General features: G+C 63.8%; 27 protein-coding genes. 18 read left to right on the top strand and 9 right to left on the bottom strand.

The window, feature by feature from the left end; translation table 11 throughout:
* Positions 1–11: 11 nt before the first annotated feature.
* Genes hisH through hisB form a run of 3 tightly spaced genes read right to left on the bottom strand, consistent with a single transcriptional unit; the run spans position 12 to position 1,741 of the window.
* Positions 12–662, bottom strand: coding sequence for an imidazole glycerol phosphate synthase subunit HisH (hisH, locus tag EOA79_RS05885; protein ID WP_095825520.1), 651 nt, complete (start codon positions 660–662; stop codon positions 12–14).
* Position 663: 1 nt separating this feature from the next.
* A complete protein-coding gene (locus tag EOA79_RS05880) occupies positions 664–1,137 on the bottom strand; it encodes a DUF2628 domain-containing protein (RefSeq protein WP_067002897.1) in 474 nt (157 codons plus the stop codon).
* 4 nt (positions 1,138–1,141) lie between these two features.
* Positions 1,142–1,741 (bottom strand): imidazoleglycerol-phosphate dehydratase HisB, encoded by a 600-nt coding sequence (hisB, locus tag EOA79_RS05875; RefSeq protein WP_095825521.1) that lies wholly within the window; start codon positions 1,739–1,741, stop codon positions 1,142–1,144.
* 203 nt (positions 1,742–1,944) lie between these two features.
* Here hisB and hslV point away from each other — a divergent pair, with 203 nt between their 5' ends.
* The 5 genes from hslV to EOA79_RS05850 all read left to right on the top strand — a co-directional run bounded on the left by hslV (position 1,945) and on the right by EOA79_RS05850 (position 6,080).
* A complete protein-coding gene (gene hslV, locus EOA79_RS05870) occupies positions 1,945–2,496 on the top strand; it encodes an ATP-dependent protease subunit HslV (RefSeq protein WP_067002895.1) in 552 nt (183 codons plus the stop codon).
* A 49-nt stretch (positions 2,497–2,545) separates the two neighbouring features.
* A complete protein-coding gene (locus EOA79_RS05865) occupies positions 2,546–3,070 on the top strand; it encodes a GNAT family N-acetyltransferase (RefSeq protein ID WP_095825584.1) in 525 nt (174 codons plus the stop codon).
* 5 nt (positions 3,071–3,075) lie between these two features.
* Entirely contained in the window at positions 3,076–3,675 is a 600-nt protein-coding gene (locus EOA79_RS05860; RefSeq protein ID WP_067002893.1) for a DUF2585 domain-containing protein, read from the top strand.
* 5 nt (positions 3,676–3,680) lie between these two features.
* On the top strand, positions 3,681–4,991 hold the full coding sequence (gene hslU, locus EOA79_RS05855) for an ATP-dependent protease ATPase subunit HslU (protein WP_095825522.1): 1,311 nt from the start codon (positions 3,681–3,683) through the stop codon (positions 4,989–4,991).
* A gap of 129 nt (positions 4,992–5,120) precedes the next feature.
* Entirely contained in the window at positions 5,121–6,080 is a 960-nt protein-coding gene (locus EOA79_RS05850) for a DUF1402 family protein (protein WP_127335646.1), read from the top strand.
* 18 nt (positions 6,081–6,098) lie between these two features.
* On the opposite strand, the gene EOA79_RS05845 is transcribed toward EOA79_RS05850, so the two are convergent.
* The 4 genes from EOA79_RS05845 to EOA79_RS05830 are packed head-to-tail and all read right to left on the bottom strand — an operon-like array spanning position 6,099 to position 9,647.
* Entirely contained in the window at positions 6,099–6,908 is an 810-nt protein-coding gene (locus tag EOA79_RS05845; protein ID WP_095825524.1) for a 3-methyl-2-oxobutanoate hydroxymethyltransferase, read from the bottom strand.
* A 37-nt stretch (positions 6,909–6,945) separates the two neighbouring features.
* Entirely contained in the window at positions 6,946–8,163 is a 1,218-nt protein-coding gene (locus EOA79_RS05840) for an FAD-dependent oxidoreductase (protein ID WP_245322441.1), read from the bottom strand.
* A gap of 16 nt (positions 8,164–8,179) precedes the next feature.
* Positions 8,180–8,494 carry a MocE family 2Fe-2S type ferredoxin gene (locus tag EOA79_RS05835; protein ID WP_067002880.1) on the bottom strand — a complete coding sequence of 105 codons (315 nt, stop codon included), beginning with the start codon at positions 8,492–8,494 and terminating at the stop codon, positions 8,180–8,182.
* Between the two features lie 46 nt (positions 8,495–8,540).
* Positions 8,541–9,647: a fatty acid desaturase family protein gene (locus EOA79_RS05830; protein ID WP_067003272.1), complete on the bottom strand. Its 1,107-nt coding sequence runs from the start codon at positions 9,645–9,647 to the stop codon at positions 8,541–8,543.
* Positions 9,648–9,823: 176 nt separating this feature from the next.
* On the opposite strand from EOA79_RS05830, the gene EOA79_RS05825 reads away from it, so the two are divergent.
* From EOA79_RS05825 to EOA79_RS05785, 9 genes are all read left to right on the top strand, one after another.
* Positions 9,824–10,855, top strand: coding sequence for a LacI family DNA-binding transcriptional regulator (locus EOA79_RS05825; protein WP_095825526.1), 1,032 nt, complete (start codon positions 9,824–9,826; stop codon positions 10,853–10,855).
* A 368-nt stretch (positions 10,856–11,223) separates the two neighbouring features.
* Complete coding sequence (locus EOA79_RS05820) at positions 11,224–12,165, top strand: sugar ABC transporter substrate-binding protein (protein ID WP_127335461.1); 942 nt, start codon at positions 11,224–11,226, stop codon at positions 12,163–12,165.
* A 179-nt stretch (positions 12,166–12,344) separates the two neighbouring features.
* On the top strand, positions 12,345–13,421 hold the full coding sequence (locus EOA79_RS05815; protein ID WP_095782140.1) for an ABC transporter permease: 1,077 nt from the start codon (positions 12,345–12,347) through the stop codon (positions 13,419–13,421).
* Positions 13,422–13,423: 2 nt separating this feature from the next.
* Positions 13,424–14,194: an ATP-binding cassette domain-containing protein gene (locus EOA79_RS05810; RefSeq protein ID WP_127335460.1), complete on the top strand. Its 771-nt coding sequence runs from the start codon at positions 13,424–13,426 to the stop codon at positions 14,192–14,194.
* Between the two features lie 83 nt (positions 14,195–14,277).
* Entirely contained in the window at positions 14,278–15,270 is a 993-nt protein-coding gene (gene iolG / locus EOA79_RS05805; RefSeq protein ID WP_067002875.1) for an inositol 2-dehydrogenase, read from the top strand.
* 31 nt (positions 15,271–15,301) lie between these two features.
* Complete coding sequence (locus EOA79_RS05800) at positions 15,302–16,096, top strand: SDR family oxidoreductase (protein WP_095825527.1); 795 nt, start codon at positions 15,302–15,304, stop codon at positions 16,094–16,096.
* A 155-nt stretch (positions 16,097–16,251) separates the two neighbouring features.
* Complete coding sequence (locus EOA79_RS05795; protein WP_095825528.1) at positions 16,252–16,518, top strand: type II toxin-antitoxin system Phd/YefM family antitoxin; 267 nt, start codon at positions 16,252–16,254, stop codon at positions 16,516–16,518.
* On the top strand, positions 16,515–16,937 hold the full coding sequence (locus EOA79_RS05790; protein WP_095776898.1) for a type II toxin-antitoxin system VapC family toxin: 423 nt from the start codon (positions 16,515–16,517) through the stop codon (positions 16,935–16,937). Before EOA79_RS05795 ends, EOA79_RS05790 begins: the two co-directional genes overlap by 4 nt.
* 285 nt (positions 16,938–17,222) lie before the next feature.
* Positions 17,223–18,314 (top strand): 3-deoxy-7-phosphoheptulonate synthase, encoded by a 1,092-nt coding sequence (locus tag EOA79_RS05785; protein ID WP_067323911.1) that lies wholly within the window; start codon positions 17,223–17,225, stop codon positions 18,312–18,314.
* A 21-nt stretch (positions 18,315–18,335) separates the two neighbouring features.
* On the opposite strand, the gene EOA79_RS05780 is transcribed toward EOA79_RS05785, so the two are convergent.
* Positions 18,336–18,971: a LysE family translocator gene (locus EOA79_RS05780; RefSeq protein ID WP_095776900.1), complete on the bottom strand. Its 636-nt coding sequence runs from the start codon at positions 18,969–18,971 to the stop codon at positions 18,336–18,338.
* A 125-nt stretch (positions 18,972–19,096) separates the two neighbouring features.
* Here EOA79_RS05780 and EOA79_RS05775 point away from each other — a divergent pair, with 125 nt between their 5' ends.
* Positions 19,097–19,798, top strand: a complete 702-nt coding sequence (locus EOA79_RS05775; protein WP_095782142.1) for a YafY family protein — start codon at positions 19,097–19,099, stop codon at positions 19,796–19,798.
* Positions 19,799–19,810: 12 nt separating this feature from the next.
* On the opposite strand, the gene EOA79_RS05770 is transcribed toward EOA79_RS05775, so the two are convergent.
* The gene (locus EOA79_RS05770) at positions 19,811–20,920 is read right to left on the bottom strand and encodes a Gfo/Idh/MocA family oxidoreductase (RefSeq protein ID WP_095799073.1); all 1,110 of its coding nucleotides are present in this window, start codon (positions 20,918–20,920) and stop codon (positions 19,811–19,813) included.
* A gap of 158 nt (positions 20,921–21,078) precedes the next feature.
* Between EOA79_RS05770 and EOA79_RS05765 the strand changes: the two genes are divergently transcribed.
* From EOA79_RS05765 to iolD, 3 genes are all read left to right on the top strand, one after another.
* Positions 21,079–21,924, top strand: coding sequence for a MurR/RpiR family transcriptional regulator (locus EOA79_RS05765; RefSeq protein ID WP_067323921.1), 846 nt, complete (start codon positions 21,079–21,081; stop codon positions 21,922–21,924).
* A 155-nt stretch (positions 21,925–22,079) separates the two neighbouring features.
* A complete protein-coding gene (gene iolC / locus EOA79_RS05760; protein ID WP_095825529.1) occupies positions 22,080–24,014 on the top strand; it encodes a 5-dehydro-2-deoxygluconokinase in 1,935 nt (644 codons plus the stop codon).
* A gap of 51 nt (positions 24,015–24,065) precedes the next feature.
* Entirely contained in the window at positions 24,066–25,916 is a 1,851-nt protein-coding gene (iolD, locus tag EOA79_RS05755; RefSeq protein WP_095825530.1) for a 3D-(3,5/4)-trihydroxycyclohexane-1,2-dione acylhydrolase (decyclizing), read from the top strand.
* The last annotated feature ends 79 nt before the right edge of the window (positions 25,917–25,995 follow it).

Genomic DNA, 25,995 nt, shown 5'->3' with positions numbered 1-25,995 from the left:
TTCTTGCTCATTCAGGGCCTCCAATTCAGGAAATTGGTGATCAGCGCCAAGCCGAGCGCCTGGCTTTTCTCGGGATGGAACTGCGTGCCGGCAAAGTTGTCGCGGGCAACGGCCGCCGTCACCGGCCCGCCATAGTCGGCCGTCGCCAGCACCTCGGCCGGGTTCCTCGCCTCCAGGTGGTAGGAATGGACGAAATAGGCGTGCAGCCCTTTCGGACCGGTCTCGATGCCCGAAAACAGCGGATGCTTGCGCGCGAGCTCGATCGTGTTCCAGCCGATCTGCGGGATCTTCAGTGCCAGATCCTTCGGCGTGATTTCCTTGACGTCGCCGGCAATCCAGCCAAAACCCTCGGTGACGGTCTTTTCCAGCCCGCGTTCCGACATCAATTGCATGCCGACGCAGATGCCGAGGAACGGCCGCCCTTTGCGAAGCGCCGCCTCTTCCACCGCTTCCCACATGCCGGTGACGGCATGCAGGCCGGCCGCGCAGTCGGCATAGGCGCCGACGCCCGGCAGGACGACGCGGTCGGCGCTGCGCACCCGCTCGGCGTCGGCGGTGAGATCGATGGTCGCGGCGATGCCCGCCTCATGCGCGGCGCGCTCGAAGGCCTTGGTGGCCGAGCGCAGATTGCCCGACCCATAGTCGATGATCGCTACCCGCATGTCAGGGCCTTCCCGGCGTATGGGTCAGCCCCAGCGCCATGCCCGTCTGCGCCGGCCGCGCCAGGTTGGTGTCGGGCACGATGTGCGGCATCGGCGCCTGTTCCTGCGTGCGCTCGCTGGCTTCGAGCGCGTGACGGACCTCGGCATCGCCGAGCCTGCCGGCCTCGACGACGCCCCATTCCCGCCAGCCGCGGCGGCGGAGCGCCGCGATCCGCAGGGCCTGGCCTTCGAAGCCGATATAGAGCGACACCAGCAGCGAGAGCGCCGATCCAGCCCATTCAAGCCTTAGTTTCTCGCCGAGCATGGACAACGCCGCCATGGCCGCGAAGGTGAGCAGGGCCTCGATCCAGAGGCGGTGCCAGGCGAGCCAGATCGGCGAGAACAGGAAGCCGAGCCAGGTGAAGCTGTCGCGCACCAGGGCGGCGTCCTTCTCGTTGCCCCCTGCAGGCGGCTCCATCACGACATAGATGGCCATAGGGTTATCCTTTCAGGGATCCCTTGGTGGACGGCACCGCATCGGGCTGGCGCGGGTCAGGCTCCAGCGCCACGCGCAGCGCCCTGGCCACGGCCTTGAAGCAGGTTTCCGCAATATGATGGTTATTGGCGCCGTAGTGGTTGGTCACATGCAGCGTTATGCCCGCGTTCTGCGCCAGCGCCTGGAAGAATTCGCGCACCAGCTCGGTGTCGAATGTGCCGATCTTCGGCGACGAGAAGGAAACGTTCCAGACCAGGAACGGCCTGCCGGAAACGTCGATCGCCGCCCGGGTCAGCGTCTCGTCCATAGCCAGCTCGATCGAGGCATAGCGCATGATGCCGCGCCGCTCCCCCAAAGCCTTGCTCAGCGCCTGGCCGATGGCAATGCCGGTATCCTCGACCGTGTGATGGTCGTCGATGTGAAGATCGCCTTTGGCCTCGATCGTCATGTCGATCAGCGAATGGCGCGACAGCTGATCGAGCATGTGGTCGAAGAAGCCGACACCCGTCGAAATGTCGGATTTACCCGTGCCGTCGACATGGACCGATACGGAAATCTCGGTTTCCTTGGTCTTGCGGCTGATTTCTGCGGAACGGGGCGGCATCAGTCTGTCCTGTTCAGAGGCGCGGGCTTGAAAACGAGAGCCTTCTATCAGCATGATCCGGCGATTGCCAGTTGCCATTCCGGACTGTATCGGCCTTGCCGCGGATGGTTTGCAATCACTCGCCCTATGCATACATATGGCCGATCAAAGTCACTCGTACCGCGCCAATCGCCTTTGAGGGATAGCGCGACTCGGAGCAGGAAATGTCGAATGAACTGACCATGCACGCCACGACCATCGTCACCGTGCGCAAGGGCAGCAAGGTTGTCATCGCCGGCGACGGCCAGGTCAGTCTTGGCCAGACCATCATGAAGGGCAACGCCCGCAAGGTGCGCCGCATCGGCAAGGGCGGCAGTGTCATTGCCGGTTTTGCCGGCGCCACCGCCGACGCCTTCACCCTCCTCGAACGCCTCGAAGCCAAGCTCGAACAATATCCTGACCAACTGACCCGCGCCTGCGTCGAGCTCGCCAAGGACTGGCGCACCGACCGCTATCTGCGCCGCCTGGAAGCGATGATGCTGGTCGCCGACAAGTCGGTCTCGCTGGCGCTGACCGGCACCGGTGACGTGCTCGAGCCAGAACATGGCGTCATGGCCATCGGCTCCGGCGGCAACTACGCGCTCGCCGCCGCCCGCGCGCTGATGGACACCGACAAGGACGCCGAGGAGATCGCCCGCAGGGCGATGCAGATCGCCGCCGATATCTGCGTCTACACCAACAGCAGCTTCGTCGTCGAAACGCTCGATGCCGCCTAGGCGGCCGGCCATGATCCCGAAAAATGGGAATCGGCTTCTGGAAAAGATCATGGTCGAACAGGAAGACAGCTACGATTATCGGCCGGTCACCCAAAAGGATCTGCCGATGATCGCCCGCTGGCTTGCCGAGCCGCATATCGCCGAATGGTGGGGCGATCCGGAAAAGGAGATCGCCGAGATACGCGAGCATATCGGGTCGGTTTCGGTGGAGCCGCTGATCGTCGAATTGGGCGGCAAGCCGATCGCCTATCTGCAGAGCTACGATCCGCATCTCGAGGACAACCATCCTTACGCCGACCAGCCATTCGGCACGCTGGGTATCGATCTGTCGATCGGGCCGCCGGACCTGGTCGGCATCGGCCACGGCTCGGCCATCGTCCGCCAGTTCGTCGCGGAACTGTTCGAGGAAGGCGCGCCGCGCGTCGTCATCGATCCGCATCCCGGCAATGGCCGCGCCATCCGCGCCTATGAAAAGGCCGGCTTCAGGCCGATCGGCCGCAGGCATTCGGAATATGGGGACGTCGTGCTGATGGCCGTCGATGCGGCCGAAATCGACCAACAAGAGGGGGACTGATCACAATGACCGCATCCGGGGGAGACAAGACGCTGTCGGCCTATGAAGACAGCTGGCGCATGGGGCTGCTGCTGGTGCTGGCTCTCGTCGTTTTCCAGGCCGGCATTCTCTACGGCATGGGCCATCCGCCGATCTGCACCTGCGGCTACGTCAAGCTCTGGCACGGTGTGGTGAACAGCTCGGAGAATTCCCAGCACATCGCCGACTGGTACACCTTCTCGCACATCATCCACGGCTTCCTGTTCTATGCGCTGGCCTGGGCTCTGTTCCCGCGCTCGCCCGTCGGGCTGAGGCTGGCTTTCGCCGTCCTCATCGAGGGCGGCTGGGAACTCCTGGAGAACAGCCCCTTCATCATCGACCGCTACCGCGCCGGCACTATCTCCCTCAACTATTACGGCGACAGCATCATCAATTCGGTGTCCGACACGCTGTTCATGGCGCTCGGATTTGTGATGGCGCGAAAGCTCCCTATATGGGTGATCGTGGCCCTGGCGCTCATTTTCGAATTCGGCACGGGCTACATCATCCGGGACAATCTGACGCTCAACGTGATCATGCTGCTGCATCCGTTCGAGTCCATCAGGCAGTGGCAAAGTGGAATTTGAGTAATATGAGCACCTTTTCTCCCCGCGAAATCGTTTCGGAACTCGACCGCTTCATCATCGGCCAGAAAGACGCCAAGCGCGCCGTGGCGATCGCCTTGCGCAACCGCTGGCGCCGCCAGCAGCTGGAGGGCCAGATGCGCGAAGAGGTGATGCCCAAGAACATCCTGATGATCGGCCCGACCGGCGTCGGCAAGACCGAGATCTCGCGCCGGCTGGCGCGGCTGGCCGGCGCGCCTTTCGTCAAGGTCGAGGCCACCAAGTTCACCGAGGTCGGCTATGTCGGCCGCGACGTCGAGCAGATCGTGCGCGATCTCGTCGAGGTCGCCATCGGGCTGACGCGCGAGAAGATGCGTGAGGACGTCAAGGCGCGCGCTCACATCAATGCCGAAGAGCGCGTGCTCGAAGCTTTGGTCGGCAAGACCGCGAGCCCGGCCACGCGCGACAGCTTCCGCAAGCGGCTGCGCGACGGTGAGCTCGACGACAAGGAGATCGAGATCGAGGTGGCGGACACCGGCACCGGCGGTATGCCGGGCTTCGAGATCCCCGGCATGCCGGGCGCCAATATCGGCGTGCTCAACATCAACGACATGCTGTCGAAGGCGATGGGCGGCAGGAAGACCAAGACCCGCAAGACGACGGTGAAGGAATCCTACGCGCTACTGATCAATGACGAGTCCGACAAGCTGCTCGACCAGGACGAGGTGGTTCGCCAGGCGCTGGAATCGACGGAGAATGACGGCATCGTGTTCCTCGACGAGATCGACAAGATCGCGGCCAGGAGCGACATTTCGGGCGGTCCCTCACGTGAAGGGGTTCAGCGCGATCTGCTGCCGCTGGTTGAAGGCACCACCGTTGCGACGAAATACGGGCCGATCAAGACGGACCATATTCTTTTCATCGCCTCGGGCGCGTTCCACGTCTCCAAGCCTTCGGACCTGCTTCCGGAGCTGCAGGGCCGCTTGCCGATCCGGGTCGAATTGCGTGCCCTGGAGAAGCAGGATTTCGTCCGCATCCTCACCGAAACAGAGGCCAGCCTCATCAAGCAGTATATTGCGCTGATGAAGACCGAAGGCGTCGAGTTGGCCTTCACCGACGACGCCATCGATTCGCTCGCCGGCATTGCCGTCGACCTCAACGCCAATGTCGAGAACATCGGCGCCAGACGCCTGCAGACGGTGATAGAACGGGTGCTGGACGAGATTTCCTACGACGCGCCGGACCGCCACGGCACGGCGGTCACCATCGATGCCGACTACGTGCAGAAGCATGTCGGCGATCTCTCGCGCAACACCGACCTGTCACGGTTCATCCTCTAACGGGCGAAGCCCGGCGATGTGTGGCCAGATGGTACCATCTGGCCACCTTTCGTCCCGTCGGAAGCTTGCCTCGTCTCGACTCTCCCACGCGCTTTACCTAGTTTGCCGCCGACTTGAAGGCGGCGGTGGATGAAGAAACGCATACTTCTTTTTGTTGGGCTGGCATTGGCCGCGGCGATAGCAACGGCGAACGCGGCGACCATGGTGCCGCCGGGCAATCGCAACAGCGTGCAGCCGGATATTCCGGGCGCTTCCAGCCGGCGCACTCAGGCCACCAACACCAGCTTCCAGGCCAAGTATCGCAAGGTCTACGCGCTCTTGCAGAACGATGCCGAGCTGCGCGCCAAGATCAGGAAAGTGGCGGCCGCCTACGACATCGATCCGATGCACATCGTCGGCGCCATCGTCGGCGAGCACACCTACAATGTCGACGCCTATGATCGGCTGCAGACCTATTACGTCAAGGCAATGTCCTACCTGTCGAGCAAGCTCACCTTTGCTTATGAAGGGGAGGACGTCAGCGATTTCGTTGAGCGGCCGCAATTCCAGAAATGCGCCGGCATAACCGACAGCTACGATCTCTGGGAATGCCGCGAGCAGGTGTGGAACCATTCCTTCCGCGGCAAGACCGTCGGCGGGACCAGCTTCCCCAACGACCGCTTCGGAGCCACTTTCTTCCAACCCTACTATGCCGGCCAGACTTTCGGACTCGGCCAGCTCAACCCGCTGACGGCGCTGCAGATGAGCGATCTCGTGCACAAGGTCTCCGGCCTGCCCGAGCTCGATGTCAATGATCCGAACACGGTCTACAAGACCATCATTGATCCCGACCTCACGCTGCCTTACGTCGCTGCGACCATCAGGAAGTCGATCGACGCCTACAACAGCATCGCCGGCTTCGACATCTCGCACAATCCGGGCCTGACCGCCACGCTCTACAATGTCGGCAACCCCGAGCAGCGCGCCTATGCGTTGGAGGAGGAGAACGAGAAGCGTCGCGCCGCCGGGGAACCGGAAAAGCTGCCCGAGGAGAATTATTACGGCTGGCTGGTCAACGACAAGCTGGACGAGCTGAAGACGCTGTTCTAGCCGGCTGAGCCGGGTGGTTCAGTAGCCTTCCGAGGCGAGAAACGCCTCGAACTTGCGCATTTCGTCGGCATCCGCCTCGACCATGTGCCGCGGCTCTGGATAGGCGCCCGCCTGGATATCGTCTGCATATTCGCGGAAGGCCGCGAGGCGCTCGCTCTGCAGGCGGTCGAACTCCGCCGCGAAGTCGCGGTAGCGCTTGGCATGGCGCGGATAATGGCCGCGATTGCTGCCGAGCACGTCTTCGGAGAACAGATATTGCGCATCGCAGCCGGCGCCGGCGCCCATCGAGATCATGATCAGCGATGTACGCCGCGAGATCGCGCTTGCAACCGGGGCCGGCACAACTTCGATCTCGGCGGCGAAGGCGCCGGCGGCTTCAAGGTCCTTGACCTGCTTCCAGACGAAGGCAGCACTTTCGGCCGTCTTGCCGACCGCCTTGAAGCCGCCCGTCCAGGTCGCATGCGCCGGGATCAGCCCGACGTGACCGCAGACCGGAATATGCTCGTCGCGCAGCCGGCGGATGGTCTGCAGGCTGGCCGCGCAATACATGGCGTCGGCGCTGGCCGCGCGCAGCTTCACCGCCATGCGCAGGATCTCGTCGGTGGTTGCGCCCAGCTTGATGCGTTCGTCGCCGGGAATGGCAAAGCAAGTGGGTGCGGCGTCGCGAAAACGCGGATCGAAGATAAGATCATAGGGGACCGAGATGATGTCGATGCCGGCACGCTCGGCGGCCTCGGCCTCCTCCAGCGAGAAAACGCGCAGCTTCGAAAGCTGGCGCTTGCCCTTCAGCAATTGCAAATCGGCGACGGTCGGTCTGTTGCGTGCCATGTCCGTGGATCCCCTCGTTTCCAGCGATTACTCGGGCCTATGCCGCCAGCAGCGACTTCAGCTTGACCGATTGCGAGCCGAGCGCCTCAGGCGCGGGCGTCGCCCGCTTCGCGATCAGCATCTCGGCCAACCGTATGTCGCGCGCCACCGCATTGCCGGGCCCGATGCCGCTGGCGGCGACCAGCCTGCCGTCCTCGGCCAGGTGGAACAGAATGAAGGCGCCGTCGTAGAGGTCGCGCCGTACGGTCGAGCGGCCTTCGTCCGAAAGCCCGGCGATCTGCAGCGTGAGCCCATATTGATCCGACCAGAACCACGGCACCGCGGCATGCGCCTCGTTGGCGCCCAGCATGTTCTTCGCGGCGAGCGCGCCCTGCTCCTGCGCGTTGCGCCAGGCTTCCAGCCGCACGCGCCGTCCGCCATAGACGGCGAGCGGGAACGAGCAGCAGTCGCCGGCGGCAAAAACATCCGGATCCGCGGTGCAAAGGTTCTCATCGACGGCGATACCATTGTCGATCGCAAGTCCTGCTTCGGCAGCGAGCGCCGTCACCGGCACCGCGCCGATGCCGATCACGGCAAGATCGGCGACGATGTCCTGCCTGTCGGCAAGCGTGATGCGAACTTGCGTGCCGTCATCGGCAATCGCCGTGATGCCTTGGCCGGTAAGCACCTTCACGCCTTCGGCCTGATGCGCCTTATGAATGATTTCCGCGATCTCGGCCGGCACGCCGCGCATCAGGATGCGCGGCTGCGCCTCGAGCACTGTGACCGTTGCGCCTAGCTTGCGCGCCGAAGCGGCAAGCTCGAGGCCGATGAAACCGCCGCCGATGATGGCGACGCGGTTCTCCGGCTTGAGATGGGCGCGGATCGCGAGCGCGTCGTTGAAGGTCCTGAGATAAACGCAGCGGCCGCCCAGACCAGGCATCGGCAGCTTGCGCGGCACGGACCCGGTCGCGAGCAGCAGCTTGCCATAGCCAAGCGAAGAGCCGTCGGAGAGGCGCACGAGATGCGCGGCGCGGTCGATAGCGACGGCCCGAACGGAATGGATGTGGCGGATCGAGTGTTCGGCCAAAAGCTCGTCGCTGGCGATCGCCTTGATGAGGGGCGCCTCGCTGGTCATCGCCTCCTTCGACAGCGGCGGCCGTTCATAGGGCAGATGCGGCTCGTCGCCGACCAGCGTCACCGGCCCTTCATGACCAAGGTCGCGCAGGGTAAGCGCGGCACGACCGCCGCACTCGCCGGCGCCGATGATGACCATTCCTCCCGCCATGCCGTCACCCAAGCTGAATGAGGACTTTGCCGGCGTCGACCTTGACCGGATAGGTCTTGAGATTGACGCAGACCGGCGCCCCGCGCGCGTCGCCGGTCTTGTAGTTGAAGCGGCCATTGTGTTTTGGACACTCGATGATGTCGTCCATCACCAGCCCATCGGCCAGATGCACTTTCTCATGCGAGCACAGGCCGTCGGTCGCGTAATACTCGTCCTCCGGGCTGCGATAGATGGCGTAGGTGCGGCCGGCATGATCGAACCGCATTACGTCCTCCTCGTCGATGTCTCCGGCCGCGCAGGCCTCGACCCAGTCGCTCATGTCGTCCTCCGGCGAAATTCTTCGTTGTCGGTTGTGTCGGATCCGGTCACTCGGCCGCGGCCGCTACCGGATTGTCGTTGTGCAGCTCTTCCCGGTAGGGCTTTGCCGTCGGCGGCAGCTCGCGCTTGAGGAAGTAGTCCTCGTTGCGCAGCTGGCGCAGGAAGGCCGGGATCATCTCGCGGTAGCCGGCCAGGATCGACGGCGTCGGCGCCGGCAAATCGTGCTTGATCAGCTCATGCAGCTTGGGCAGCGCGTGGTAGGGCACCATCGGGAACATGTGGTGCTCCACATGGTAGTTCATGTTCCAGTAGATGAACCGGCTGATCGGGTTCATGTAGACGGTGCGGCTGTTCAGCCGATGGTCGATGACATTGTCGGCCAGCCCGCCATGCTGCAGCAGCCCGGTCATGACGTGATGCCAGGCGCCGTAGAGGCGGGGCAGGCCGACGAGCATCAGCGGCAGCCATGAATGCAGATAGAGCGCCAGCGCGATGGTCGCGACATAGATGGCGAGCCAAATACGGGCGATGCGGATGGCCTTGGGCTGCTCCTGTTCCGGGATGAAGGTCTGTTCTGCGGCGCTGATGACGCCGGCGGCATTGCGCACCATGTCGGTCATCGCATGCCAAGCATCGAGCACGCCGAAAAAATTCAGCACAACGCGCAAAAGGTCCGGCGGTCGCATGACGGCGATCTCCGGGTCGCGGCCGACGATGATGGTATCGGTGTGGTGGCGTGTATGGCTCCAGCGCCAGGTCACCGGATTGCGCATGATCATGAAGCAGGCGAGCTGGTAGACCGCATCGTTCATCCATTGGGTGCGGAAGGCGGTGCCGTGACCGCATTCGTGCCAGCGGGAGTCGGTCGAGGAACCGTAGAGCGTGCCATAGACAAAGAAGAACGGCACGCACCACCAGCTGCCCCAGAACCAAGCGCCGCCCGCGCCACTGAGGAACAGCGCACCGAGCCAGACGATGGTGTCTCGGATAGCGGGCTGGTCGGAGCGCTGCATCAGCTCCTTCATCTGCTTGCGCGGGATCTCGGTGTGGTACCACTGGGCCGCCGAAAGACCGTTCTCGACCGCGCGCTTGGCGTCGCGGCCGGTCAGGCTGTAGTCGCGTCCGGACGGCGCCGGAGACGTGATTGCCGTCATTGCGGGGTCCTCCATCAGCACCTGGCGAATGGCCCTCGGCAATGCCGCGCGTCGCCCATGGCTGGCTTCGACTTCACAATAGCGCCAAGTCATGATAGCCTCAATGTCACAAAGATAGATTCTATCATTTTCTATCAGATTGGGCTAGTCTGAGTCGGGCAAGCGATGGAGCACTCATGGCAAAGCGGCCGACAATCACCGATCTCGCGCGCGTTTCAGGCTTCAGCGTCGCCACGGTCGACCGGGTGTTGAACAATCGCCTGCCGGTGCGCGAGGAGACGGCGCGTCGCGTCTACGAGGCGGCGACCGACATCGGCTATCACGCCGCTGGCCTGATCAGGCAGCGCATGCGCCAGGAGTTGCCCGAATACCGTCTCGGCTTCCTACTGCTACGCGGCAATGACGTTTTCTATGGCGATTTCGCGCGCGAGCTGGAGCTTGCGGTCTCGCAATCGCAACGTTTCCGGGGCACTGCGACGATCGACTTCGCCGCTTCGCTGGCGCCCGATGAGATCGCCGCCCAGATGCGCAAGCTGGCGGCGAAATCCAGGGCCATCGCCGTGGTCGGTCCGGATCATCCGACGCTGACGGCGGCGGTGGAGGCGCTGAAGGCGCGAGGGCAGCCGGTCTTTTCGCTCCTGTCCGACTTCGCCGCCGGCATCCGTGAAGGCTATGTCGGGCTCGACAACCGCAAGGTCGGACGCACCGCGGCCTGGATGATCGCCAAGGCCGCCAGCAAGCCAGGCAAGGTCGCCCTTTTCGTCGGCAGCCACCGTTTTCATGGTCACGAGCTGCGCGAGATCGGCTTCCGCTCCTATTTTCGCGAGCATGCGCCGGATTTCACGGTGATGGAGACGCTGGTCAACCTGGAGGCCAACCAGGTGACGCATGATGCGATGCTCGAGCTTCTGGCTCGGCATCCCGACCTTGCCGGCTGCTACGTCGCCGGCGGCGGCATGGAGGGCGCGGTCGCGGCGCTGAGGGCGGCGAGACCGGTGCATATGCCGGTGGTCGTCTGCAACGAGATCAATGCGGAGTCGCGCGCGGCACTTGCCGACAACATCCTGACCATGGTGATCTCGACCCCGCTGGCGGCGCTCTGCCGCGAGCTTGTCGGGCTGATGGCGCATGCTATCGAGACCGGCGCCGCCAATGCGCCCGGCCAGACTTTTCTCCCCTTCGACATCTATCTGCCGGAAAACATCTAAGCCGCCTCCCGTCCGAATGATGTGATCCATCAGGCTGATGGAATTCTTTCGCGCCGTGAAATCGCCCGGAAGTCCGCCGCAGAACGTTTGCGTGCCCGGCCGCGAGGGCGCTGCACGCTTGCCTCCATCGAAAAACCGGCACGTCCATTTCGAATCTCCCTTGACGGCTGCAAGCGAAATGGAATAAATATTTCACCAACTGGGTATTTTGGTTCTTTCGTTCCGGAACATCTGTTTCAAACAGAGGACCAGGCGTTCCATTATGCGAGGAAAACGCCGCCGGAAGGGCCATGGGAGAGATTCCCCGGTAACATCGGGGATTCCGGTTCAATCGGTGCAGCCGGACACCAAGTGGAGGAGAAACTAAAATGAAGAAACTGCTTTTGGGCGTCGCGCTTTCGGCGCTGATGTGTTCGTCCGCCTTCGCCGCCAAGATCGGCGTCTCGATGGCTCTTTTCGACGACAATTTCCTGACCGTGCTGCGCAACGGCATGATCGCACAGGCCAAGGGCATGGACGGCGTCGAACTGCAGGTCGAGGACGCGCAGAACGACGTGGCCAAGCAGCTCGACCAGATCAAGAACTTCGCCGCTTCGGGCGTCGACGCGATCATCGTCAACCCGGTCGACACTTCGGCCACCCAGGCGATGTCGGATGCGGCGGCCGCGGCCAAGATCCCGCTGGTCTATGTCAACCGCGAGCCGGTCAATGTCGACAAGCTGCCCGACAACCAGGCTTTCGTCGCGTCCAATGAGGCCGAGTCCGGCACGCTCGAGACCAAGGAAATCTGCCGGCTGTTCAAGGAAGCCGGCAAGAAGGAAGCCAATGTCTATGTGATCATGGGCGAGCTATCCAATCAGGCGGCGGTGCAGCGCACTAAGGATATCGATGAAGTGATTGCCACGCCGGACTGCAACTTCATCAAGATCATCGACAAGCAGACCTCGAACTGGAAGCGTGACGAAGCGCAGAACCTGATGACCAACTGGCTGTCGTCCGGCAAGCCGTTCGACGGCGTCATCGCCAACAATGACGAAAGCGCCATCGGCGCCATCCAGGCGATGAAGGCCGCCAATGTCGACATGAAGTCGGTCGTGGTCGGCGGCGTCGACGCAACCCAGGACGCGCTGGCCGCGATGCAGGCGGGCGATCTCGACGTCACGGTCTTCCAGGACGCGGCGGGCCAGGGCGCGGGCGCGCTCGATGCGGCGCTGAAGCTCGCCAAGGGCGAGAAGGTGGAGCGCAAGGTCTACATCCCCTTCCAGCTCGTCACGCCGGCGAACATCGACAAGTTCCTGAAGAAGAACTGAGGTCGCGCCAACGCAATTCCAGGAAGTTTTCCGTATGGACTTGCGTGAGGACAAACCCTGGAGCGGCGCTCCGACGCATCGAGTTGGCTGGATCGGCTGCAGACAGAGCAGCGTCGCTCCCTTCCTTCTCCCGCCCGACCGGGCGGGAGAGCGGGCGCGGTCATTCGGAGGAAGAAGACGTGTCACAGACATCGCATGGCATTGGCGGGCTGAGCTATGACGCCAAGAAGCGCCCCTGGCCTGCCGAGTTCAACGTGTTTCTGGCGCTGGTCATCCTGGTCGGCGCATTCGAGCTGATCGGCCGCGTCTTCCTCGGCGACAGCTTCCTCTTCAACACCCGCGATAACGTCGATGCTATTTTCAACGAGCAGCGGCTGCAGATCATCATCCTGCAGGTGTCGATCGTCGGCATCATCGCCATCGGCGTCACGCAGGTGATCATCTGCGGCGGCATCGACCTGTCCTCGGGCTCGATCGTCGGCGCCACCGCCATGATCGCCATGAGTTTCGCGCAGGTTGCGACCGTCAACGGCAATCCCAACCCGAAGGCGATGTTCATTGACTACGGATGGACCGACCTGCCGGTCATCGTGCCGCTGCTGGTCGCGATCGGCTGCGGGCTGATTGCCGGCCTGATCAACGGCGCCCTGATCGCCTACACCCGCATTCCGCCGTTCATCGCCACGCTCGGCATGATGGTCACGGCGCGCGGCATCGCCAAATGGTGGTCGAAGGGCCAACCGATCTCGTTCCCGACCGACAGCTTCGCGGCCATCGGCAAGGGGCTGATGCCGGTCATCATCTTCATTTCACTGGCGATCCTGTTCCAGCTCATCCTGAGCTACACCCGATACGGCAAGCATTGTTACGCCATTGGCTCCAACGAGGACGCCGCGCGCATGTCCGGCATCAAGATCGCCAACCACAAGGTGCTGGTCTATGTGATTGCCGGCATCCTCGCCTCGATCGCCGCGGTGGTGCTCTCCTCCAAGAACCTCACTGCCCAGGCCGGCATGGGCGTGATGTACGAGCTCGACGCCATCGCCATGGCGGTCATCGGCGGCGTCTCGCTCTCGGGCGGCCGCGGGTCTATCATAGGCACGGTGATCGGCTCGCTGATCTTCGGCGTCATCATCTCCGGCTTCACCTTCCTGCGCCTCGACGCCTACTACCAGGAGATGGTCAAGGGCGTGATCATTGTCGGCGCAGTCGTTCTTGATCAATGGCGCCAGCGCCGCCGGGCGATAGGAGCTTGACCATGTCCGATATCGTTCTGAAGACCGAAAACCTCACCAAGCATTATGGCGGCGTTCACGCGCTGCAGGAGGCGAATTTCGAGCTGCGCAAGGGCGAGCATGTCGCCATCATGGGCGACAACGGCGCCGGCAAGTCGACCTTCGTGCGCCAGATCACCGGCGTCGAGCAGCGCACCGACGGCAAGATCTGGTTCGACGGCAAGGAAGTGAACTTCGCCGGCCCGATCGAGGCGCGCGAGGCCGGCATCGAGACCGTGTTCCAGAACCTGGCTCTGGCCGACGACCTCGACGTGCCGTCGAACCTCTTCCTCGGCCGGGAGAAGGTGCTTTTCAACCTCGGCCCCTTCTCGATTCTCGACCGCAAGGCGATGCGCAGGGCGACGGAGGCGGCGCTGATCCGCACCGCGGTGAAGATCCCGAACCTTTCCAGCACCATCCGCCACATGTCGGGCGGCCAGCGCCAATGCGTGGCGATCGCCAGGACCGCAACCTTCGCCTCCAAGCTGATCATCATGGACGAGCCGACCGCAGCGCTTGGCGTGCAGGAAACGGCGCAGGTCGAAAACATCATCCGCACGCTGAAGGAGAACGGCGAGCCGCTGATCCTGATCAGCCACAACATGCGCCAGGTCTTCGACCTGGTCGACCGCATCGTCGTCTTCCGGCGCGGCCGCATCGTCGCCAATTTGCGCAAGCAGGACACCGACGGCAACGACATCGTCGCTTACATCACCGGCGCCAAGACCGAGCAGGCGGAGCTTCAGGCCGCCTGACCAGGCGCCACGACGGGACCAGACCAAATCGTCCGCGCCGGCCGGCGCGGACACGTTTTAGAGCCACCCTCAAAGGACATTCCATGACTCTCCGCTTCGCTCTTCTCGGCGCCGGCCGTATCGGCAAGGTGCATGCCCGCGCCGTAGCCTCAAACCCGCAGGCCAAGCTGGTGGCCGTGGCGGACGCCTTCGAGAAAGCGGCGACGGAGCTTGCCTCCGCCTATGGGGCCGAGGTGCGCAGCATCGACGCCATCGAGCAGGCCAAGGACATCGACGCCGTCATCATCTGCACGCCGACCGACACTCACGCCGACCTCATCGAGCGCTTCGCCAGGGCCGGCAAGGCGATCTTCTGCGAGAAGCCGATCGACCTCGACGTCAAGCGCGTCGAGCAGTGCCTGGCCGTGGTCGACAAGGCCGGCGCTACGCTGATGGTCGGCTTCAACCGCCGCTTCGACCCGCATTTCGCCGCCGTCCGCAAGGCGATCGACGACGGCGCCATCGGCGATGTCGAGATGGTCACCATCACCTCGCGTGATCCGGGCGCGCCGCCGCTCGACTACATCGCGCGATCCGGCGGCATTTTTCGCGACATGACCATCCATGATTTCGACATGGCGCGCTTCCTGCTCGGCGAAGAGCCGGTTGCCGTCAGCGCGCACGCCTCGGTGCTGGTCGACAAGAAGATCGGCGAAGCGGGCGATTTCGACTCCGTCAGCGTCATTCTGGAAACCGCGTCCGGCAAGCAGGCCGTCATCTCCAACTCGCGCCGCGCCACCTATGGCTACGACCAGCGCATCGAGGCGCACGGCTCGAAGGGCATGGTTGCGGCCGAGAATCAGCGGCCGGTGTCGATCGAACTCGCCAACGACAAGGGCTACACGCGCCCGCCGCTGCACGATTTCTTCATGACCCGCTACATCGACGCCTACGCCAACGAGATCGCTTCCTTCATCGCCGCCGCGACTGCCGGCAAGAAGGCGGCGCCGAGCGGCAAGGACGGGCTGGTCGCCTTGAAGCTGGCTGATGCCGCCTTGGAGTCTGCCAAGACAGGCAAGACCGTCCGCGTCGCCTGAAGGTTTGAACTCGATTACAGGAGCCAGAGCGATGAACGGTCTAGCCGGTCGCAATTCAGAAACGCGCGCCATCGTCACCGGCGGCGCGCAGGGCATCGGCTTCGCCGTCGCGGAAGCCTTGGCCGACGAGGGTTGCCGCGCGCTGGCGCTGGTCGGCCGCTCGCAGGACAAAGGTGACAAGGCGGTCGCAGCGCTCAAGAAGAACGGTGTCGATGCCATCTTCATCAGCGCCGATGTCGCCAAGGTCGCCGACTGCAAGCGCGCCGTCGCAACGGCGCTCGCGCATTTCGGCACTTTGAACGCGCTGGTCAACGCCGCCGCCACTTCGGCCCGCGGCTCGTTGGTCGAGACATCGGAAGAGCTTTTCGACCAGATCTTCGACACCAATGTGCGCGGCCCCTTTTTCCTGATGCAAGGCCTCGTCGCGCATCTCCTGGAGCGCAGGGCGCCGGGCTCGATCGTCAACGTGCTGTCGATGTCGGCGCATGCCGGCCAGTCCTTCCTGACGCCCTATTCGACCAGCAAGGGCGCGCTGATGACGCTGACCAAGAATGTCGCCAGCTCCTACCGGAAAAACCGCATCCGCTGCAACGCGGTGCTGCCCGGCTGGATGGATACCGAGGGCGAGGCGATCGTGCAGAAGAAGTGGCACGATGCGCCGGACGACTGGCTGGAAAAGGCCGAGGCCGCGCAGCCGATGGGCCAGTTGGTCAAGCCGGCGCAGCTTGCCCGGCTGATCACCTATATGCTCAGCCCGCAGGCCGGCGTCATGACCGGCTCGCTGGTCGATTATGATCAAAACATAGCTGGCGTGATCGGGGAGTAGTGACACGAGTAGCCTTACGCCAGAAGCCGGCCAGCTATGGGTGGCGATGTGATCAGCCTCGTGCGCCCAAAGGTACGCGGCCCCTGAGAGCCCCTGTTGCCGCAGCATCGCTATTCCGGTATAGTCAAGATGGTCAGAGTAGTCATGAGATTGAGATGCTGCCCGGACCGAAAGGAGATACGAGCTGGACGGTCGCTGGGGCAAAGGCCCGGCTCTCGGAGGTAATAGATCGGGCGCAATCTTCGCCTCAGACGATCACCCGTAACGGCAAACCAAGCGTTGTCGTCGTGTCCGCAGAGGAATGGCGGCGGAAGACCGCCCGCAAAGGAACGCTTGCGGAGTTCCTCCTGGAGTCGCCGCTGCGCGGCGCCGATCTCGACCTTGAGCGTCAACCCGACGAACCGCGTGATCAGCCGCTTTGAGGCTTCTGCTCGATACCAATGTCCTGTCAGAGGTCACGAGGCCGGCGCCGGATGTAGGCGTTCTAAAGTGGCTGGACGGGCTTGATGAGGATCGATCATTCATCAGCGTCGTGTCGATCGCCGAGATCCGGCGCGGCGTTTCCCTCATGGATGAGGGCCGCAAACGAGAGGCTCTGGCCGAATGGCTCGCTCGAGATTTGCCGCAGCGCTTCGAGCAAAGGGTTTTGCCGGTGGACGAAGCCGTTGCCTTGGCCTGGGGCGACCTGATGGGCCTTGCCAAGCGCCGCGGTCGCGGTCTGTCGTCGATGGACGGTCTGATCGCCGCCACCGCGATTGCGAAGCAGCTCACCTTGGCAACGCGTAATTCGAAGGATTTCGAAGGCTTTGCAATCGAACTTTTCGATCCATGGTCTGCATGAACCGTGAACCGCTGCATGATGCTCTATTTTTCCCGAGGCCACGGAGCACGGCGCAAACCAAGCAAATGCTTAGCTTCATGAGGACGTGACAAGCGCCTCGGCATCGACTATATGAGCCGCATGATCCACCTGACCGCCTCGTTTTGGTACTTTAGCTACGGTAGCTCGCTGGCGGCGGGAGGATTGCGCTCGATCTGAAGATTGCAGCATCTAATCCGAAAAGCCGCCAGACCTGGCGGCTTTTTCGTTTCAGCCGGCAGGTCTCCTAACCAGGAGCAGAAAGCCGTGTTGACCACCACAGACGACCTACGGGTCAAGGAACTCAAAGTCCTGAGCACGCCGGACGACGTGATGCGCGAGATACCGCGCTCGCTCACGGCGACGCGCACCGTTGCTGCGTCACGCAACGCCATCCATTCCATCCTGACCGGGGCCGACGATCGACTGGTCGTCATCGTCGGCCCTTGTTCCATCCACGATCCGGTCGCCGCCGTGGACTACGCCAGCCGTCTGGCGGCGCTGCGCGAGGCCCTGGCCGACCGGCTCGAGATCGTCATGCGCGTCTATTTCGAGAAGCCGCGCACCACGGTTGGCTGGAAGGGCCTGATCAACGATCCCGACCTCGACGGCAGCTTCAACATCGACAAAGGCTTGCGGATGGCGCGCAACGTGCTTTCCGCCGTCAACAATCTCGGCCTGCCGGCGGCGACCGAATTCCTCGACATGACGACGCCGCAATACATCGCCGACCTCGTCGCCTGGGGCGCCATCGGCGCGCGCACGACCGAAAGCCAGATCCACCGCGAGCTGGCGTCGGGCCTCTCTTGCCCGGTCGGCTTCAAGAACGGCACCGACGGCAATCTGCGAATCGCCGGCGAGGCGGTGAAGTCCGCTGCGCAGCCGCATCATTTCATGGCGGTGACCAAGGGCGGCCGCAGCGCGATCGCGGCGACGACCGGCAACGAAGACTGCCATGTCATTCTGCGTGGCGGCGTAGCGCCGAACTACGACGCGGCAAGCGTCGACGCGGCCGCCGCGGAGCTCGGCCGCATCGGCATCGCGCCGCGCCTGATGATCGATGTCAGCCACGCCAACAGCGGCAAGAAGCCGGAGAACCAGCCGAAAGTCGCGCACGACGTGGCGGGCCAGGTCGCAGCGGGCGACGAGCGCATCATCGGAGTCATGATCGAGAGCAATCTCGTCGCCGGCCGTCAGGACGTCGTGCCCAGCAAGCAGCTCACCTACGGCCAGAGCATCACCGACGGCTGCATCGATTGGGCGACCACCGAAACGGTGCTGCACGGACTTGCCGGCGCCGTCGAGTGGCGCCGGTCGGTGAAGCGCGAACTGCTCGCCACCCGTCAGGGCGCCGCCTGACAACCCTGGCGAGGGCGGCGTTCACGCGGCCCTCAGCCCTTCCCATGCGGTGAATACCGAGACCGCGAATAGAAGCAGCCCGGCCGCACGGCCGGCAATGACCGTTGCCCGCGGATTGCCGACCAGAAGCGCCCGGCTGCGCCCGGCGGTGATGGCGAGGCCGCCGTAGATTCCTGCTTGTGTGACGACAGTCAGCAGTCCCATGATGGTCGCCTGCATCCAGATCGGACCGTAAACCGGCTTCAGGAACTGCGGATAGACGGCAAGGATAAACAGATAGGCCTTGGGGTTGATCAGGCAGGTGACCAATCCCTGGCGAAAGGCTTTCCAGGCGGAGCGGCTGCCGGCGGGCCCGTCATCGCTGACGGTGATCGAGCTGCGCATCAGCGAAATTCCGATATAGGCCATGTAAGCGGCGCCGGCGATCAGCAGCGGTTTGAACAGGACCGGCACGAAATGAATCAGCAGCCCGACGCCGATCGCCCCGTTCAACGTATGCACTACGCCGCCGAGCATAATGCCGCCGGTCGCCGCCAGCCCCCTGTCGCGCCCCCCGGTCAGCGCATTGGCCAGCACGAACAGCATGTCCATGCCCGGCACGGCGATGATGCCGAACAGCAGGATGAAGAACAGCCAGAGATTTTCCGTGTAACTCATGTCAGTTGCCTGTCGCGGCCCGCCAAGGACGCTGAGGAATCTGTTGATTTTCAAACTGATGCGCGGCCCTATAGGTCATCCCAACTGACGGGGGTGTGTCAGTTGCGTTTCGATCGAGTGGAAAAATGCGCAAGGCCTCGCGCCTGTTCGAAATCATCCAGATCCTGCGGCTGGCCAAGAAGCCGGTGACCGCGGCGACGATCGCCGAGCAACTGGAAGTGACGGTGCGCTCGGTCTATCGCGATATCGCAGCGCTGCAGGCGATGCGGGTGCCGATCGAGGGCGGGCGCGGCATAGGCTATATCCTGCGCCCCGGCTTCGACCTGCCGCCGCTGATGTTTTCGATCGAGGAGATGGAGGCGATCGTGCTGTCGCTGGCGCTGCTGGAACGCACCGGCGATGACGAGCTCAAGCAGGCGGCAAAGCGCGTTGGCGCCAAGATCGCCGGCGCCGTGCCACCGCCCTTGCGCCAGACGCTCGACGCCAACGCTCTTCATGCTTGGGGTTTTTCGCCTGCGGCCGCGGCGGTCGATCTGGCGCTGGTGCGCCGCGCCATCCGCGACGAGGAGAAGCTCGACCTCGCCTACCGCGACGAAGCCGGCCGCGACACACAGCGTATCGTCCGCCCGATCGCGCTGATCTACTACGCCGAGACCGCCAACATCGTCGCTTGGTGCGAGCTGCGCCAGGCCATCCGCAATTTCCGCAGCGACCGCATCGAGGATTGCCAGCCGACCGGCCTGTGGTTCAAAGGCGAAGGCGATCAACTGCGGCAGGTTTGGGTGGACGGCTGGGAGATCAATGCGGCAGCAGCCGCCGGCACCTGAAGGCGAGCCGGCTCACCTCACATCCACCCAGCGCTGTTCCTGGAACGATCGCGCCATCGCATGCACGGTGCGCTCGATCTCCAGCCCCTCGTCGAAGTCGATGGTCCGCGCCGGCTTGCCGGCGATCCGCATCAAAAGCTCGCGGCATTCGATGATCTTAAGGTCGTTGAAGCCGAGGCCGTGGCCGGGCGCCGGCACGAAGGAATCGTAGGGCTTGTGGTGCGGCGCCAGCAGGATCGTGCGGTAGCCCTGCTCGGTCGGCCGGTCGGCGGTCAGATAAAGTTGGAACTCGTTCATTCGCTCCTGGTCGTAGAGGATCGAGCCTTTCGAGCCGAAGATCTGGAGGGCGATACGGCCCTTGCGGCCCCAGGCCGAGCGGTTGACCAGCAGCGTACCGGCGACACCGTTCTCCAGATGCATCAGAACACTGGCGATATCGTAGGTCTCGACCGCACGGCGGCCGCCGGAGGCGACGCGCCGGTCGGCATAGGGTTTCGCCATGTCGCACATGACGCGAGCGACGCGGCCGAACAGCACTTTGATCAGCGACAGCGGATGCACCGCGAAATCGTCGAGCGCGCCATAACCGGAAGCCGCCTCATGCTTCCAGAAGAACAGCGCCTCGGGATCGGCCATGAAATCCTCGTCCATCTCGATGCGAACGAGATTGACGTCGCCGATGATCTTTTCCTCGAGCAACGCGCCGATATGGCGGATGGCCGGGTTCTGAATGTAGTTGTAGCCGAGCACGGCAGCCTTGCCGGATTTGGTCGCTGCCTTTGCCATCGCCTCGGCCTCGGCAAAACTCGGTGCCATCGGCTTCTCGCACCACAGGTGCTTGCCGGCGTCGAGGATGGCGATCGCCATTTCCGGATGGAACTGGTTGGGCGTGGTCAGCGACACGACATCGACCTCCGGATCGTTGACGACGGCACGCCAGTCGCCCGAGCCTCGAGTGAAGCCGAACTCGGCCGCTTTGCGCTTTGCAAGCTCGTCATTGACCTCACCCAGATGCACCAGCCTCGCCTTCTCGACATCGGGAAAGACGGTGCCGACCGCGTTCCAGGCAATGGCGTGGCACTTGCCCATGAAGCCCGTGCCGATGAGGCCCACTCCGACCATGTCGATTGTCTCCGCTGAAGGGGAAGAATTCGCATGGATGAATTAATCCATTTCAGCCGAGAATGGAACGTCCAAATCATTTCTTATGGTGTTCTTGCGCGAAACCGCTATGATGAGGCAGGAGAGGGAACACCAGCATGGCCGTGGGCGGAGCGACGATGGACGGACGGGTGCCTCGCGATTTCGAGACCTTGCGCACGACGATCCTGGAGCGGCGCACCAGTCTGCCCAAGCGCATCGCGCAGATCGCCGCCTATGCGCTGGACAATCCCGACGACATCGCCTTCGGCACGGCGGCGAGTATCGCGGCTTCCGCCGGCGTCCAGCCCTCGACGCTGATCCGCTTCGCCCAGCAGCTCGGCTTCGACGGTTTCACCAGCCTGCAGCAGGTGTTTCGCGAGCGGCTGCGCGAACGCAATTCGTCTTATGACGAGCGGCTGGCGGCGCTGCGCGCCAAGGCCGAGGAAGGCGCCGGACACCGGGCGATCTTCGACGGCTTCGTCGCTGCCGCCAGCACCTCGCTCAGCGACATTTCGCGCGCGCTGAACGATGCGCATTTCGAACAGGCGATCACGCTGCTGGCAAAGGCCGAGACGATCTATGTGCTGGCCAAGCGCCGTTCCTATCCGGTCGCTTCCTACATCGCTTACGCGCTTGGCAAGCTTAAGATCCGCAACCAACTGATCGAGTCGGCCGCGGGCTTGAACGCCGAGATGATTGGCTTCGCTACGCCGCGCGACGCCGTCATCGCCATCAGCTTCTCGCCTTACGCGCCCGCGACCATCGAGGAGACGCGCTCGATCGCCGAGCAGGGCGTGCCCATCGTCGCCATCACCGACAGCTCGTTCTCGCCGCTCGCCCAATTCGCCAAGGTCTGGTTCGAGGTGGCCGAATCCGATTTCGGCGGCTTCCGCTCTTTGTCGGCAACGATGGCGCTTGCCATGGCGCTGACCGTTGCCGTCGGCGAAAAGCGGCGCGACGCCGGCCGCAAGCGCAAGGCCTGAGCGGCCCCGAACGGGCGTTTTTCCATCAGGGAACACTCATTCCATATTGACTATGGATTGGAATTATTATTTCATATTGACGGTGTCACGCCGCCGTTCGCGCGTGCTGCCCAAAACGACGCTGCTCTGCACAACAAAGCCGATGGGAGGTTCGAATGGGCGAAGCCGTGGAAGCGAAATATCCGCCGCTCGACGTCATCACGATCGGCCGCGCCTCTGTCGATCTCTACGGCCAGCAGATCGGCTCGCGTCTGGAGGACATAACCTCCTTCGCCAAGTCGGTCGGCGGCTGCCCGGCCAATATCTCCGTCGGCACGGCAAGGCTCGGCCTGCGCTCGGCGCTGCTCACTCGCGTCGGCGACGAGCAGATGGGCCGTTTCATCCGCGAGCAGCTCAGGCGTGAGGGCGTCTCGGTCGAAGCCCTGAAGACCGACAAGGAACGGCTGACGGCGCTGGTGCTGCTTTCCGTCGAGGACGAAGGCGTCTCGCCGATGATTTTTTATCGTTCGGATTGCGCCGATATGGCGCTCGCCGAAGAGGACATCGACGAGGCTTTCATCGCCTCGGCGCGCGCCGTGGTCGTCACCGGCACCCATTTCTCGCGTCCCAACTCGGATGCCGCACAGCGCAAGGCGATCCGTTTGATGAAGGCCAAGGGCGGCAAGGTCGTGTTCGACATCGACTACCGCCCGAACCTCTGGGGGCTCGCCGGCCATGCAGAGGGCTTCGAGCGCTACGTCAAGTCGGACCGGGTCTCGGCGCAGCTGAAGACGGTGCTGCCCGATTGCGACCTCATCGTCGGCACCGAGGAGGAAATCATGATCGCCTCCGGCGCCGACGATTGTTTGAGCGCGCTTAAGACGATCCGCACGCTGTCGGCCGCTACCATCGTGCTCAAGCGCGGTGCCAAAGGCTGCATCGTCTATGACGGGCCGATCAGCGACGACCTCGAGGACGGCGTCGTCGGCGAGGGCTTCCCGATCGAGATCTACAACGTGCTCGGCGCCGGCGACGCCTTCATGTCGGGCTTCCTGCGCGGCTGGCTCGGCGGCGAAAGCTTTGCCACGGCGGCGACCTGGGCCAATGCCTGCGGCGCCTTCGCCGTGTCGCGCCTGCTGTGCGCGCCGGAATATCCCACCTTCGAAGAGCTGCAGTTCTTTCTGAAGCACGGCAGCAAGCATCTGGCGCTGCGCAAGGACGAGGCGATCAACCACATCCACTGGGCGACGACGCGCCGGCGCGACATCCCTTCGCTGATGGCGCTCGCTTGCGACCACCGCGTCCAGCTGGAAGATGTCGCCGCCAGGGTCGGTGCAGATGTCTCGCGCATCCCCGACTTCAAGGTGCTCACCGTCAAGGCGGCGGCCAAGGTCGCCGCCGGCCGCGACGGCTACGGCATGCTGATCGATGAGAAATACGGCCGCGACGCCATGTTCGAATTCGCCCGCCATCCCTTTGCCTGGCTCGGTCGGCCGGTCGAATTGCCCGGATCGCGGCCGCTGCGGTTCGAATTCTCGCAGGACGTCGGCTCGCAGCTCACCGAATGGCCGGTCGACCATTGCATCAAGTGCCTCTGCTTCTATCATCCGGATGATCCGGAAGCGCTGAAGACAGAGCAGCAGCAAAAACTGCGGACCCTGTTCGAGGCGGCGCGGAAAGTCGGCAGGGAACTGCTCGTCGAGATCATCGCCGGCAAGCACGGCACGCTCGACGACACCACCATTCCGCGCGCCCTTGAAGAACTCTATGCGCTGGGCATCAAGCCCGACTGGTGGAAGCTCGAGCCGCAGGCCTCGGTAGGCGCCTGGGCCAGGATAGAGCAGGTGATCGTCAAGAATGATCCGTGGTGCCGCGGCGTCGTGCTGCTCGGTCTGGAGGCGCCGCAGGACGAGCTGGTCGCCGCCTTTGCCGCCACCGCCAATGCGCCCATCGTCAAGGGATTTGCGGTCGGTCGCACCATCTTTGTCAATGCCGCCGAACAATGGCTGGCCGGCAAGATCTCGGATGACGAGGCTGTCGCCGACATGGCCTCGCGCTTCGAGCAATTGACCGAGGCATGGCTTGCAGCGCGCGGCCGCAAAGCAGCATAAGAAGAACGGGCAGCATATTAGGCGGCACAGGGAAAGCCGGAGGAAACGACAATGACCAAGACCGTTCGCCTGACGATGGCGCAGGCGCTGACCCGCTTTCTCAGCCGCCAGATGACCGAGATCGACGGCAAGAAGGCGCCGATCTTCGGCGGCGTCTGGGCGATCTTCGGCCACGGCAATGTCGCCGGCATCGGCGAGGCGCTCTACCAGGTCCGCGACGAGCTGCCGACCTTCCGCGCCCATAACGAGCAGGCGATGGCGCATGCGGCGATTGCTTACGGCAAGGCGAATTTCCGCCGCCGCTTCATGGCCGCGACCACCTCGATCGGCCCCGGCGCGCTCAACATGGTGACGGCTGCGGCGGTCGCTCACGTCAATCGGCTGCCGGTGCTGCTGCTTCCCGGCGATGTCTTCGCCAACCGCTTGCCCGACCCGGTGCTGCAGCAGGCCGAAGATTTCTCCGACGGCACGGCGAGCGTCAACGACTGCTTCCGCCCCGTCTCGCGCTATTTCGACCGCATCACGCGGCCGGAGCAGATCATCCCGGCGCTGAACCGCGCCATGCAGGTGCTGACCGATCCGGCCGAATGCGGCCCGGTCACGCTTTCGCTCTGCCAGGACGTGCAGGCGGAGGCCTATGATTATCCGGAAAGCCTGTTTGCCGAGCGCGTCTGGACGCCGCGCCGGCTGCGCCCGGATCTCAACGAACTGGCCGTCGCCGTGGCGGCCCTGAAGAACGCCAAGAAGCCGCTGGTGATCGCCGGCGGCGGCGTCCTCTATTCGCAGGCTTCCGGAGAGCTGGCCAAGCTGGTGCAGGGCGCCGGCATTCCGGTTTGCGAGACCCAAGGCGGCAAATCCTCGCTGCCCGACGATCATCCGCTCAACATGGCGGCCGTCGGCGTCACCGGCACATCAGCGGCCAACCGGCTGGCGGAAGAGGCCGATGTGGTTCTTGCCGTCGGCACCAGGCTGCAGGACTTCACCACCGGCTCCTGGGCGCTGTTCAAGAATGCCGGCCGCACCATCATCGGGCTCAATACCCAGGTCTTCGATGCCGGCAAGCACTGGGCGCTGCCGCTGGTTGCCGACGCCACCGAAGGGCTCGCCGAGCTTTCCGCCGCGCTGAAGGGCTGGAAGGCGCCGACCGCCTGGACCGACAGTGCGCTGAAGGGCAAGACGGAATGGCAGGCTGCCGCCGCCAAGGTGACGGCCTCGACCAACGCCGCCTATCCCTCCGACGCGCAGGTGATCGGCGCCGTGCAGCGCGCGATGGGCTCGGGCGTCACGCTTTTGCATGCCGCCGGCGGGCTGCCCGGCGAATTGCACAAGCTCTGGCAAGCGGGCGCGCCCGGTTCCTATCACGCCGAATACGGCTTCTCGACCATGGGCTACGAGATCGCCGGCGGGCTCGGCGTCAAGATGGCGAAACCCGACCAGGAAGTCGTCGTCATGGTCGGCGACGGCTCCTATCTGATGCTCAATTCCGAGATCGCGACGTCGGTGATGCTCGGCCTGAAACTCACCATCGTGTTGCTCGACAATCGCGGCTATGGCTGCATCAACCGGCTGCAGATGGCGACCGGCGGCGCCAACTTCAACAATCTCCTGAAGGACGCTCGCCACGAGGTGATGCCCGACGTCGACTTCGCCGCCCATGCGGCCAGCCTCGGCGCCGTCGCCGAGAAGGTGGCCTCGATTGCTGAACTCGAGACGGCGCTCGCCAAGGCGAAGGGCAACGACAAGACCACCGTGCTGGTCATCGACACCGATCCGCTGGTGTCGACCGAGGCCGGCGGCCACTGGTGGGATGTTGCCGTGCCGGAAGTCTCGTCGCGGCCGCAGGTGAACGCCGCGCGCAAGGCGTATGACGAGAAAAAGCTCATGCAGAGCTTAGGTGATTGAAGCTGGCACTGCCCCTCACCCTTGCCCTGCTCCCCGTGAAGAACGGGGAGCAGGGGGCCGCCACCGCTGAAGCCTGCCC

It is taken from the genome of Mesorhizobium sp. M1A.F.Ca.IN.020.03.2.1 (assembly GCF_004023205.1).
Taxonomy (GTDB): Bacteria; Pseudomonadota; Alphaproteobacteria; order Rhizobiales; family Rhizobiaceae; genus Mesorhizobium.
The sequence above is the reverse complement of the archived record's forward strand: the minus strand, read 5'-3'. Positions and strand labels throughout refer to the sequence as shown.